5 protein-coding genes are annotated in these 14,694 nt (G+C 38.7%); 4 read left to right on the top strand and 1 reads right to left on the bottom strand.

Going from position 1 to position 14,694, the window contains the following annotated elements; translation table 11 throughout:
- Nucleotides 1-199: 199 nt before the first annotated feature.
- Entirely contained in the window at nucleotides 200-4,252 is a 4,053-nt protein-coding gene (locus D1614_RS00225; protein ID WP_119435873.1) for a hybrid sensor histidine kinase/response regulator transcription factor, read from the bottom strand.
- A gap of 193 nt (nucleotides 4,253-4,445) precedes the next feature.
- Here D1614_RS00225 and D1614_RS00230 point away from each other — a divergent pair, with 193 nt between their 5' ends.
- From D1614_RS00230 to D1614_RS00245, 4 genes are all read left to right on the top strand, one after another.
- Complete coding sequence (locus D1614_RS00230) at nucleotides 4,446-7,496, top strand: SusC/RagA family TonB-linked outer membrane protein (protein WP_119435874.1); 3,051 nt, start codon at nucleotides 4,446-4,448, stop codon at nucleotides 7,494-7,496.
- 10 nt (nucleotides 7,497-7,506) lie between these two features.
- Nucleotides 7,507-9,216 (top strand): RagB/SusD family nutrient uptake outer membrane protein, encoded by a 1,710-nt coding sequence (locus tag D1614_RS00235; RefSeq protein WP_119435875.1) that lies wholly within the window; start codon nucleotides 7,507-7,509, stop codon nucleotides 9,214-9,216.
- 299 nt (nucleotides 9,217-9,515) lie between these two features.
- A complete protein-coding gene (locus D1614_RS00240; RefSeq protein ID WP_119435876.1) occupies nucleotides 9,516-12,656 on the top strand; it encodes a glycoside hydrolase family 2 protein in 3,141 nt (1,046 codons plus the stop codon).
- 79 nt (nucleotides 12,657-12,735) lie between these two features.
- The gene (locus D1614_RS00245) at nucleotides 12,736-14,628 is read left to right on the top strand and encodes a glycoside hydrolase family 97 protein (RefSeq protein ID WP_119435877.1); all 1,893 of its coding nucleotides are present in this window, start codon (nucleotides 12,736-12,738) and stop codon (nucleotides 14,626-14,628) included.
- Nucleotides 14,629-14,694: the final 66 nt, after the last annotated feature.

The raw sequence follows: 14,694 nt of genomic DNA on the forward strand, positions 1-14,694 counted from the left end.
GTTTTGCTAAACTGCTGTTTTTGAGTGGGGCAGATTCGCGATATTGAAATTATTGATATCATAGCAACTTATACTATGGTAGTAAGTGTAAGCAAAGAACACCTTCGCATATTCTAACCAACTCTAACAGCTTCACCGGGTAGAATCGAATTCACTTGACAGGCACACCAAGTAGGAAAAGAATAATATGTGCCTTGCTTCATTTCTTAATCTCCGTTGGCGAGACCCCAAACTGCTGTTTAAAACACTTTGCAAAATAGGAGGGATTGGTAAAGCCCACCTCGTACAATATTTCTGAAACGGTATAGTCGGTATTTTCAAGCATCTGCTTGGCTCTTTTTAAACGGATCATCCTAAGGAATTGGGCAGCGCTCATGCCCGAAAGATTCTTGATCTTGCGGTAAAAATTATCATGACTCAATCCAAGTGCTGAAGAAAGTTCATCAAGCGAATATTCATGATTTGATATATTGGCCTCAATGGTCTCTATGGTTTTTTCGAGGAACTGCTCGTCAATCGAAGTTGGGGCAATTTGAGAAGGTTCAAAATTTAGAGCCTGGATATGCGATTGAAGCTTCTCTCGTTGTGCTAGCAGGTTTGCAATTCGGGTTCTTAGCAAGCCCATGCTAAATGGTTTAGTGATATAACCATCGGCACCTTTCTCGTATCCTTCGATTTTGTTCTCGGTTGAAGTTTTGGCCGTTAAAAGTATAACAGGTATGTGAGAGGTTTTGAGGTCGGATTTAATGTGGTTGCAAAACTCCAGCCCATCCATTCCCGGCATCATTACATCGCATATTATCAAAGAGATTTTTCCCTTCTGGGCTTCAGTTAATCCATCTCCTGCATTGTTGTAGTCAATTATTTTGTACTCTTGTGCCAGACTATTCTTAACGTAGGTTCTTATGTCGTCATTATCATCAATTACCAATATCCTGTGTCGGTCTTTTGATGCCTGTGCCGTCTTTTCACCCATTGTCTCAGTTGTATCTTCAAGAAACGGCATTTCGTTGGCTGATTCTTCCGCATTCGTATCATTAAGGGCCATTTCTGAAGAAGAAAAATGCTTGTTTCCTTTTTTGAATTGAATAATGAATTCGCTGCCTTTCCCTAACTTACTGTCCACCTCGATTGTACCCTTTTGGATTTCAACCAGTTTTTTTACCAATGAAAGTCCAATGCCAGAACCTTCTTTATTTGAGGTTCTTGATTGATAGAAGCGTTCAAATATTTGAGGCAGGTCTTTTTTATCAATACCCGGGCCACTATCGGATATGCTGATTTGGATATGCCCCCCATTGTCGTCAATGGCTACTTTCACGATCCCACTTTCAGGTGTGTATTTTATAGCATTGGAAAGCAGGTTAAAGATGATCTTTTGCAACAGATTCTGATCGGCCCAAAGTTCAATGTTCTGTTTCCTGGAAAGGAACTCCATCGCAATTTTCTTCTGATCGGCTTTACCTTCAAACTGCCCAATTGTCTGAAGAATATAATCGTTTAAATTAACACGACTTACATTGAGATTGATTTTTTCTTTCTCTGCTTTTCTGAAATCCAGTAATTCATTTACCAGTTCAAGCAGCATGGTTGCATTTTTTTGCATCATGCTCAGCTGTCTGTGAAGTTTTGAATCTCGATTTTCTTTTCTTAAGATCTCCTCAAGAGGACCAATAATCAATGTTAAGGGTGTTCTAAATTCATGGGATATATTGGTAAAGAACGAAAGCTTCAAATCATTGAGTTTCTCACTTTGCTCCTGTTTTATTTTCTCAACTTTTACTTCCTGACTGATTTTTAGTCTCCATTTTATAAATCGAATCACTAAATAGCTAATTATGAAAATAATAAGTAAGTATGCACCATAAGCATAATAGGTTCTCCACCAGGGAGGTAGTATTTGAATGGTAATTTGTCGCATTTCCGGATTCCAAACATTATCCTTATTGGCAGCCTTTACTTTAAAAATATATTCTCCGGGCGAAAGATTAGTGTAGCTAACGGAAATTGCCGCTCCTGTTTGTTTATTCCACGATTCATCAAAATTTTCCAGTTGATAACAAATTAGGTTAGCATCTTGCGATGTAAAAGATAATGCAGTGATATCTATTGTAAACACATTTAAAGAATATGGTAACGAAATCTGGTTCGTATAGTTAATTGATTTCTTTAGTAATACTTTTCCATTTATTTTTTCGTCCGGTAAAACAGGTTTATTAAATACTTTTAGATCCGAGAAAATTATTTCAGGATAATATGGATCTTGTTTCAGTTGATTTGGGGTGAACGTGAAGATTCCTTTATTGGAACCTGCTAATAAAATATTAGATTCTTTATCAAAAAATAAGGTGTAAAAACAGTTTTCCGGGAGGTAAATTCGCTGTTCTTTTGTTTTCTGATTAAATTTAATTAAACCGGTATAGGTGCCTAACCATATGTTTCCATCTTTATCTTCGGTAAAACATTGCGTAATATACTTTGTTGAATTTGAGAAAGTTTTACAAGATTCTGAATGTATATTGTAAATTTTAATTTTCCCATTTTCCTGTCCAATCCATAAATCACCATTATCTCGTAAATACATACCACGAACAGGTGCATATTCCTCGTTTGTTTCAACGATCTTATAAATAGGCTTTATGTTGGTAATATTTCCATTGTTATCAGCGGTTGCCTTAAAAAGACCATGTTTTATACTGCCAATCCATAGTGTATTATTTTTGTCTAAAATAATAGATCGTACTTCGGCATTTTCTCCTTTATTATTAGCCGAATTGGAGTTGTTAATTCGAAAAAACTTAACAGGATTTTTCGGATTATTTAAGTTGATACTAAAAATACCGTGAGTTACCGTACCAATCCATAATATTCCATTTTTATCTATTACCATTGGGTAAACCCTGTCGTTGCTAAAAAGAGCTGTGTCAAGTATGTTGCCAAGTATCGGGATCATTTCAGGATAAGAGAAGGCCTTTAATCCTTTGCCCCATGTGCCGGTCCAGAGTATTTTGTTTTTTTTATCTAAAAGCAGGTTTGCAACCGAATTAATTGTTTGAGAATGGAATTCCTCTTTAAAGGTTCGTTGTTCTGATTCATAGGAACATATTCCACTGCCATGGGTGCCAATCAAATATTTTCCTGTTTCTTTGTATATAATCGACCATATCATGTTTTCCGACAAATCATTTTCTTTTCCTTTGTTGCGGATATTAATAAATTGCTGGGCCTCAAAATTTAATACATTTACTCCCCCGTTCCAGGTACCTATCCACAAATTGTTTTGTTTACCAATGTGTAATGCAAGAATCTTATTTACATTCAGGGTATTAGAATTGGTAGGAATGTTTTTATAATGATTGATCTCCGGTACATGGTTTGTGAATTTTAAAGAATACAGGCCATCTTCCTGAGTTCCTATCCAATACGTTCCTGATTTATCTTTGCAAATTGCCCTAATAATATTGTTGGATAAGGTGGGTGTAATTGGTTTCCTGAAATAAATATTATGCGTATTATTTCTCAAATCATAAATATTAAGTCCATTCTCAGTTCCAATAAAAAGTGAGTTGTTAAATAACTTTACAACCCAAATGCCTTGCGATGAAAGAGGAATATTTGATTGTTTTAAAACTTGATTATTTGTATTAGTAAGCGGTAATTCCAGCAGGCCGTTAAATCTTGTGCCCACCAAAATTTTTTCTTCCGAAGAACATAATGAGGTAATTTCGTGGTTGTCGCTGTGGCTGTATTTTATACAATTAATTACAGAATTGGTTTTATATTCAAGTAGCGAGTTTACATTAATTGAGAAAAGCCCCTGTTTGACTGTACCTATCCAGATTTTGCCTTTATTGTCGTTATGTAGTGCAAGTATCGGAAGATTTATGGTATCTGAATTATATTTTAAAGGTATTGTTTGAATCTTATTTATCTCTTTATTATAGAGAAACAGTCCCTTGTCGACGAGCCCCAATAGCATTTTTGTTGGTGAGACCGGAATTATTGACTTAATTTGGGTTCCAAATCCTTCTGTGTTTGAAGGATTTAATACTTTAATCGAATTTCCATCGTAAATATTTAAAGCATCGGTTCCGAAATAAAGCAGGCCTCCGCTGTCATGTGCAATGCAACCAATGTTGTCGATAGATAATCCATTTTCTGTAGTCAGCTTTTTAAATTGAAATTGTGCAAAAACTGAATGATAAAACAGCAGGATTATACCACTCAATATTATCTTTTTTCTGTTGGTCATTCGATTTGATTTTGTACTGTAAAATTATCGAAATAATTACTTTTTACCATGCTTCCGAAAAAGGAACACAATATTTCGATTTAGTGTTACATGTCCCGATATAGTCTTAATCAAGCCTGGAAAAGTAACAGTCCCCAACGATTTCTCCATCTATATTGCATTCGATAAAATTAATTTTTAAACCAAATCTTTTATGGAAAAATCTTTAAAAAAAGGAGTTTTAATTCTGTTTCTTTTCCTGTTTGCAGGAATGAATATGATTTATGCTCAACAAAAAAGTGTAACCGGAAGTGTAAAGGATGAATCCAACATTCCGTTACCCGGAGTTACTGTAATGGTAAAAGGTACAACCAATGGTACAATTACAAATACTGACGGAACATACAGTATTAACGTGCCAGGCGAAGAAGCTATTCTTGTATTCACATTTATAGGTATGAAAACAGAGGAGGTTCAAGTTGGTACCCAAACAAGTATTAATGTAACTTTAGCTTCTGATGTTATTGGTCTGGAAGAGGTAGTAGCCATTGGTTATGGAACAAGTAAGAGAAAAGATGTTACAGGCTCAATTGCTGTGGCTGATTTAGGTGAATTACGAACTGTTCCAGTTAACAACATTCTGGAAACTGTAAAAGGATCCGTTCCCGGATTAAATGTAGGATCTACAAACCGTGCCGGGCAAGTTGCAAGTCTGTCAGTAAGAGGTCAGAATTCTGTAAGTGCTGGAAATAATCCTTTAATTGTGGTTGATAATGCCATATATAATGGATCTATTGGAGATATCGCCAATGAAGACATTGAAAGTTTCACGGTGCTAAAAGACGCTAGTGCAGCTGCTGTATATGGTGCACGTTCTGCGAACGGTGTTATTATTATTACTACAAAAAAAGGTAAGGGGATTAATGGGAAACCACAATTTAATGCTAACCTTAGTTATGGTATTATAAACGAGATGAAACCTTTGGAAGTATATGATGCAGAAGGTTACATTAAAAGAATGCTAGACATTCGTGCATTAAGAGGTGACGAAGCTGATCCTTCCAAAGTAGCTGATTATTTCGCGAATCAGGTTGAGAGAGACAACTATTTGGCAACTCCGGACCACAAGCCAACCGTGGCGGATCCATACAGCTTGATTCGTCAGAATGGATTTAACAAGAAGGCCAACTTTAGTGTTGCAAACAGAACTGAAAACAGTAGCTACTATATTTCTACTTCGTTAACAGACCAACAAGGGGTAATTATTAACGATAAGTATAAAAACTTTACAGGAAGAATTAATATGAGTAACGATTTAACAGACTGGTTAAATCTTAGTATTAATACCATGTATAGTTTTCGCGATTTCTCGGGGTCATCACCTGCCCAAAGTTCTACAGTTGGTATAAGTCCATATGCTTCTGTGTATAACGAAGATGGTTCTTATACTCAGTTTCCTCAGCAAACCACATCTTATATAAGTCCTTTTTGGATGATTGCAACATCAGATGTAGATCACAGCCATAATCTAAATGCAGTGGTTAAAGCTACTGTAAAAGTTCCATGGGTAAAGGGATTAACCTACTCGAGTACCTATTCAAAGTCTATGCGATGGCAGGAAAGAAATGAATTTTGGGACAAAAATACGCGTACAGGTTTGTTGGCAAAATCAACAGGATCAAGATATTTTGGACGAGATGTAGATATGTTGTTTGACAATATGTTAAGCTATAATCGTTTGTTTGCAGATAGACACAGTGTTAGTGCAACCTTGCTTTATTCGTGGGAAGAATATAATAACGAATTTGTTAGAGGTTCAGCATCGCAGTTTGATAACGATGTATTGCGCGATTATAAACTGGGAAATGGTGTTGTTCAAACCATTGATACCGGTGGAGGAGAAAGAGGTTCTATTGGACAAATGGCTAGAGTTAACTATTCTTTCGACGAAAAATACGGGATTACAGGAACCGTACGTCGCGATGGATTCTCGGCCTTTAGTAAAAACAAAAAATGGGGGGTATTTCCTTCTGTAGCGGTAAACTGGAATATTTCCAAAGAATCATTTATGGAAAATATTTCGTTCTTAGATAATTTAGGTATCAGAGCTTCTTATGGTTCTAATGGTAACCAGTCTATTACCCCATATAGTACCTTAGCAAAAGTTGGTACGGGTAAATACTTATACGAAGGGGATGATACATACAGTATTACCCAAGGCATAACAAGCTTTGCATTAAATGACTTAAGTTGGGAAACAACAACTGGTTTTAACCTGGGGCTGAATTTTGGTGTGTTAAATAATCGCTTAACAGGTGCAATTGATATGTACAAGTCGAACACCACCGACCAGTTATTTAGTTTAAGTTTACCTTATATAACCGGAGGATCTAGTATTATAGACAACCTGGGTGATATTGAAAACAAGGGGATTGAAATTGAATTACATAGTGTGAATGTACAAAAAGGTGATTTTCAATGGAATTCTGATTTTGCATTTTCTCTAAACCGAAACAAAGTTATTACCATTTACGGAGAAGATGATGATGGAGATGGAATTGAAGACGACCTGATTTCCAGCAATATCTTTATCGGTAAGAGTTTAGGTCAGATTTATACTTACCGTGTAATTGGAATGTGGCAACAGGAAGATGTTGACAATGGAACCATTAGAACCGGAATGAATCCTGGAACCTACAAATTGGAAGACCTTCCGAATGAAGATGGCGAGTACGATGATAAAATTACTTCGGAAAACGACAGACAGCATATTGGTAATTCAAAGGCCAATTTCAGATGGAGTTTAAACAACAATTTTACATATAAAAACTTCTCACTAATGGTATATCTATATTCCATTTGGGGTGGTAACGACTGGTTCTTATCAGGAGCTAATACGCCACAAAGAGATCCGTTTCCATATAGGGAAGATGTAAATAAAGTTGTATATGACTACTGGGCATTGGATAATACTGATGCGGAATTTCCGCGACCTGATGAAAACAGTAAAGCAACGGTAAGAGGCACAAAATACTACGACCGTAGTTTTATTAAACTGCAAAAAGTAGCCGTTAGCTATGATGCAAGCGATTGGATCAGCTCAAAATCTTTTATAAAAGGTTTAACCTTATCGGTTAGTGGCGACAATTTGGCAACCTATGCTCCGCACTGGGTTGGATTAGATCCGGAAACAGGACAAGGGCTTAATGATTCAGCTGTTCCTTCTCTTCAGAGTTTCATTTTTACAACAGCAATTAAATTTTAATTAGTAAATCATGAAGAAGTTAAATTATATATTATTTAGTGTTCTGCTATTCTTTGTGGCCGTTTCATGCGATGAAGATGCTTTATTAACAGAAATACCAAAGGATTTTCAAACTCCTGAAAATTCATTTACAACAAAAGAGGGATTTGAAGCCGGAATGGCCAGTTTGCACTCTACTATGCACAGTTCAATTTTTGGTAGCAGCGATCAATGGCAAAAGTTTGTTCATTTTGGACAGGATGTTGACCTTGCCGTTTCAGGTCTTGGAGAAGATGCACTATGGTATTCCATAAGGTGGAATACAATGACACCAGATGACGAAACAGTTTTAGGATGGTGGAGAACCTATTACAGCCTTATTTTTAGGGCAAATACAATAATAAATCGTGCCGATGATCCTGTTGTTTTTTGGAATTCAGAAGAAGAAAAAAATGAAATTGTGGGAGAGGCTAAGTTCATCAGAGCCTTTGCCTATCATTTTCTTGCTAATATGTGGGGAGGAGTTCCAATTACCTTGGAAGAAACTGCTGGGGCAAGGTTTGATTACGTTCGTTCAACGCAAAGCGAAGTATATGAACAATGTGTTGAAGATCTTACTTTTGCCACACAATGGATGAAAACCGTTGACAAAATAAAAGGAGGTCAAATACCTAGAGGTGCTGCCTATCATTTATTGTCAGAAGTATATATTGCTATGGGTAAGTATTCTGAAGCGGTTACAGCTGCTTCAGGAGTAATTGATGATCCTAATTATGAATTAATGACGGAACGTTTTGGTAAGTACAAAGATTTTACTTTCTATGGTTACGACTATCAAGGAGAACAAGAACCATGGGGCGATGTATATTGGGATTTATTCCGAGATGGAAACTTTCACAGAAGTCAAGGGAATAAAGAAGCAATTTGGAATACAAACCTGGTTTACCTGGGTGAAGGAAGTGGTTATCCTTTAACATTCGAAAGATGGTGGGGACCATACTGCTGGGGAGCAAAAGCTCCTGATGGTGTACAAAATTTATTAATGGACTCTTTAATGGGCCGTCCGGTAGGGGTAATTCGTCCTACAAAATATGCCTCAGAAGATATTTGGAACTTTAAAGACAGTAAGGACACAGATATCCGAAACTCGAAGTACAATATTCAACGTGATTTTTATTGGAACAATCCTGCAAGTGATCATTATGGACAGTTGGTTAAAAAAGAAGATTATATAGATCAGGGGAGTAGTTACTTTAGGTCTATATATCCATACTTTATGAAGTTTGTCCAAGCAGTTCATTATGGACAAGAAGTGGATAAAACTTCGGGCCAAAAACACGACAATGGAAGAACATGGAAGGATGTGTATCTTATGCGTGTTGCTGAAACCTACCTTCTAAGAGCAGAAGCACACCACCTAAATGGTAGGAATGAACTTGCTGCCGCTGACATAAATGTAGTTAGGTCACGTGCAAATGCAAATCCGGTAGATGCTGCTGATGTTGATTTAGACTTAATTCTGGATGAACGTGCCAGAGAGTTATATGGTGAAGAATTTAGGGTAAATACACTATTAAGAATGGGCAAGTTGAAGGAATACTTGCGTAAGTATCACCATGCAACTCAAGTGCAAAACTTAACATATCCTGATGGTGGTTTCCTTGAGTTACTTCCAATCCCTCAGCGTGAAATTGAAGCAAACAAAGACGCAGTATTGGAACAAAATCCAGGTTACGAATAGTTTTTTAAGCATAGATAGATTTAGTTTGGTTAGATGAAGGGGTGAGGAGTATTTCTCCCCCCCCCCTTTTTTTTCGAAACTACTTTAACTGAGTAGGAAATTTTAGTTTTGAAAACAAACCTTGTTTCCCGGGTAAGAATATTGTGTAAAATACTGCTGTTGCTACAGGTAGTTATTATTTTTACTTGCTGTCAATCCAGACCAAAAAGAATAGAAAAAACTTCGGATTAGTTTCTTGGAAAAATAGATCACAGAAAGAATAGTAAAACTATTAAGTATAGAAATAAAAAATATTAGGAATGGCAATAAAGATAAAATCGCTGGTATGTATACTCCTTCTTTTTACAGGTTTGGCGAGCTTAGGTCAACAAAAAAAAGGTGGAGAAGATCATTTTGCACAAATAGGAAACCGCGTACAGGCAACACGCACGCATTTGCTGGAAGACAAATTACCTCCGGTTTTACCCGAGAAATACCTTCTTGCAATGGAAAGGGTAAACAAAGGGTTTTCTCCCATTGAGAAGCTGGATACCGAAGAAGAATTAAAAGCAGAACTGGCGAGAATGAGAAAGGAATTCCTCCCTTTTATGAAGAACTATGCTCCAGAGATCGAAAAGACTAGGGAACGTTTGCCGCTGAGTGAGTTTCAGTGGAGAGAAGAGACCGCAGCTGACAGAACAAATTTTGCATCAGCCCTTCAAGGCCAAGGTAGCTGGACAACTGTTCAGATTCCCCATTACGGACCACCCGAAGGAAGAGCCACAACCTACTATTACAAGGAATTTGAGTTGCCGGGAAAGATGCAGGAGTACGAAAACCAGTTTATTTGTTTTAAGGGTGTAGATTACATCGCAGAAGTATTTGTTAACGGTGCACTTGCCGGAACTCACACAGGATTTTTTGCTCCCTTCGAATTTGATATCACAAAATACTTAGTAAAAGGCACGAATACCTTGCTGGTAAAAGTTAAAAACGATTTTAGCACACTGGGCTCACCTGATGGCGGTGGAGAAAAACGCATTGGAGATAAGATCTATGCAGCCAGCGGATTGGGATGGGACGATCCCGTAAGAGGATGGCACCATTGTCCGCCCGGAATGGGAATTTATCAGGATTGCTATATCGAATCGCGCGCCCCACTACACTTTAACGATATTTTTGTTCGTCCGTTACCAGAGGAGGAGAGCGCTGAAGTTTGGTTCGAGATCAACAATTACCATCCGGATTTTAAATACATTACACTTGACTTGAATTTATACGGTCAAAATTTTGAGGCCACTGAATTTGAGAACCTGAAATATACACCATCAACAACCTATGTGCCCGGTGTGGGCGACCTTGCAAAACCACAGGACTGGCAGGAGAGTAAGTTACACCTTGGATATGGAGTAAACTTCTTTAAAGTAAAAATTCCGGTAAAGTCTCCCAAAATATGGAACAATGATACACCCTGGTTGTACCAGTTGCAAGTTGAGCTTCAGGATGAAGAAGGAAATCTCCTGGATAAACAGGCAAGCAGTTTTGGAATGCGCACGTTTACTCAGGATACAAAAAACACGCCCAAAGGACATTTTTATCTGAATGGAGAACGGATCCGCTTAAGAGGCGCCAATACCATGGGCTTTTTGCAGAACGATGTGAAGAACAAAGACTGGGAGCAACTGATCGATGACATTTTACTGGCCAAGATCTGTAACATGAACTTTATTCGTTTGACACAACGCCCGGTTCAACCCGAAATATACGAGTATTGCGACCAACTGGGAATGATGCTACAAACCGATTTGCCATTGTTTGGTAGTTTACGTCCTCATCTTATGGACGAAGCGGTGAAACAGGCAGGGGAAATGGAACGCCTGGTGCGCAACCACCCCAGCAATGTGGTGGTAACCTATATCAACGAACGTTTCTCCAATGGCGAAGGTCATCCGCAACGAAACATGCCCAATGCCGAAGACTATTATAAGTTGTTCAAGGCCTGCGATCAATTGGTACACCACTGGAATCCCGACCGCGTGATAAAGGCCGGTGATGGGGATTACGATCCTCCTTCGCCCGGATTACCGGATAATCACTGTTACAATACCTGGTACAACGGGCATGGCTTAGGTCTGGGAGAATTACACAAAGGGCATTGGATGAAGGTAAAGCCGGGCTGGTTATATGGTTGTGGCGAATTTGGAGCAGAAGCCTTCGATAGTTATGAGGTAATGAAAAAGTACTGGCCCGAAAGCTGGTTGCCACAAGATGAAAGCAAAGCCTGGATGCCGAATAAAGTATCAAAAGCGCAAACGCACCGTTTTCATTATATGTGGTACCCAACACCAGATAAACTGGAAGATTGGATCGAAGCCAGTCAGGACCACCAGGCCTGGGCAACACGATTGGTTACCGAAGCCTTCCGCCGTGATAACCGTATGCTTACTTTTGCCATCCATCTGTTTATTGATGCCTGGCCTGCCGGATGGATGAAAGCCATTATGGATGTGGACCGTACGCCCAAAAAAGCCTTCTTTGCCTATCGCGATGCGCTGGCTCCGGTAATGGTGAATTTGCGTACCGATCGTTACAAATATTACGGTGGAGAAAAAGCAAGTGTTGAGGCATGGATCTGTAACGATCCCAACACTATACCTCAAGGATATGAACTGCGCTGGCAGATAGAAAAAAATGGTAAAGTAATATACTCAGCTCAGGCCGATCCTAAGTTTATTAAAAACGGATCACAATTTCAGGGCTACATAGATTTTGACCTTCCACAGGTTAAAAAACGTACAAAATACGATCTGCGCCTGGCACTTTTTAATGAAGAAGACAAAGGAATCTCAGAATCATTGATTGAACTGGAAGCTTTTCCAACACAGAAGCCCTCAGCAAAAGGAGTATACACAGATTCTCATAATGGACGTGTACGACAATTGTTGAACGAGATAGGCACAGTAGTTCTCGAATCCATGGATGAAGCCCAAACAATTGTGGTGGAAAACCATTCTTTTTACCTGGAGAACAAAACACAAATGGATAAATTGGTGGAAAATGGAAGTACCCTTCTTTTTCTTGAACTACCGGAAGGAAAACACAAAGTGGGTAATAGTGAAGTGGGGATTGAAAAAACAATAATGGGCGAGTATTATTTTGTATCTCCTAAAACGGGCCATTCATTGGTAAAAAACAATGAGGACTTTGATTTTCATTTTTGGTATGATCAATCTAAAAACACTGTAAGACCATTTTTGAATTCCATGATAGTGGCAAAAAAAAGCTGGATGCCTATTTTGGGAACAGGTAAAACCACCTGGAAAGATATTAAAGGGGAATATTTTGCGGCTGCCGAAATGAAACATGGTAAAGGCCTGTACAGAATTTGTCAGGTACAATTAAATAATCGTTTGGAAGCAAATCCTACTGCTTTTGATCTGTTAAAAGGATTGATTGATTAGTAGCAGCTAACTTTTGAAGGAGCCAGCGTAACGATCGAATAATAGACAAGTTTATAGAGAATAAAAAAGATAGAGATAAATGAATCAATTTAAATTATTATTCATGTTGTTCCTGTTGTCAACATTGTTTGCCTGCGGGAATAGAAACACAGAATTGAAAAGTCCTTCAGGGAAATTGAGGGTCAAACTGTATGTAGAAGAGGGAAAGCTTAAGATCGGTCTTTCCAGGAATGATGAAAACCTGTTGCAGGCTGATGCCGGAAAGTTTACATTAGAGAGCGATGTAGTAGGGAACGGATACACCATTGAAAAAGTGGAGCGATCTTCGACCGATGAATCGTGGAAGCCTGTTTATGGTGAAAGAAGTTCCATTCGGGATAACTACAATGAAATGATCCTGACGCTTGTGGACAAGGATGCCGAAAATGTACAAGTAAAGCTGGAGTGCAGGTTATACGACGAAGGTTTTGCATTTCGTTATTTGTTCGATTCAGAAACTTTAAAGGACGGGATCATTCAAAAAGAATTAACCACGTTTAATTTTAACGGTGACCATTCTGCCTGGGCCACTAACAAAGCACAGGGACACATTGTAAAAATAAAAATCAGCGACATAAAGAAAGCAGCAGAAAGACCCCTGGTGATCCAACAAGATGAGTCAACATTTCTGGCTCTGGGAGAAGCTGCCCTGGTGGATTATGCCCGTGGGAAGTGGATCAATAATGGCAAAGGGAATAGCCTTCAAATCGATTTAACGGGTACGGTAAATCTGAGACAGGCCAATTATAAGAGTCCCTGGAGGTATGTCATGGTGGGAAGTAGTCCGGGGGAATTGCTCGAAAACAATTATTTAATTCAAAACCTCAACGAGCCTAACCAGATTGAAAATACATCATGGATAAAGCCGGGCAAGGTGATCAGAGAGGTTACCTTAACGACCAAAGGAGCTTATGCCTGTATTGATTTTGCAGCACGCCATAATATCGAATACGTTGAATTTGATGCGGGTTGGTATGGAAACGAATACGATGATGCATCGGATGCATCCACCATTACCGTAGATCCACGTCGTTCACCGGGTCCGCTTGATTTGCTTGATGCTGTTAAGTATGCCGAAAACAAAGGTGTTGGGATTCTTTTGTATGTAAACCGAAGAGCTTTGGAAAAACAGCTGGATGAGATCCTGCCTTTATTTAAATCATGGGGCATTAAAGGAATCAAATACGGTTTTGTAAATGTTGGTTCGCAAGAATGGACAGACTGGTTACACGATGCCATTAGAAAAGCAGCAAAATATGAAATGATGGTGGATGTGCACGACCAGTACCGGCCAACAGGTTACGAACGTACCTATCCTAACCTGATGACTCTGGAAGGAATCAGGGGAGACGAGGAAAGCCCTTCGGTAGAGCACTCCATAAATACTTTGTTTACCAGAATGATTGCAGGAGCAGGTGACAATACCAACTGTTTTCTGGCCGAACGAGTAAGTCAAAAAATGGGCGGAAAATCCGCTCAAATGGCCAAAGCAATAATGCTTTATAGCCCGTTGAATTTTATCTATTGGTATGATCGACCGGAAGGATCGCCTGTGAAAAAAGGAGGCGCCGGATCAGCAGAAAAGGTAATTGACGAAAGCGAAGACCTGAGTTTTTACGACGACTTACAGGTGGTTTGGGACGATACCAAAGTATTGGAAGGTGAAATGGGAGCATATGCTACTGTTGCACGCAAGAGTAATGACGATTGGTTTGTTGGCTCTCTGGCAGCACATACCGGCAGGGAAGTAAAGATCCCGCTTTCATTTTTGGATGAGAATGCATCTTACGAGGCAAAGATCTACTATCAGGACACGGATGATTTGAAAAAGAATATATTTAAAACCACAACGGTTAAGGTAAACAAGGATTCTGTTCTGGAAAGAAAACTGATTAAAGACAGTGGACTTGCTGTTGTTATTAAAAAGAAATAAAAAAGAATAATAAACCGCTGAGGTGCGGAGATGCAAAGATTCTGGATTGCGCCTTTGCTGTTAAAA

Origin of the sequence: Maribellus luteus (assembly GCF_003576475.1) — a bacterium.
GTDB lineage: Bacteria > Bacteroidota > Bacteroidia > Bacteroidales > Prolixibacteraceae > Draconibacterium > Draconibacterium luteum.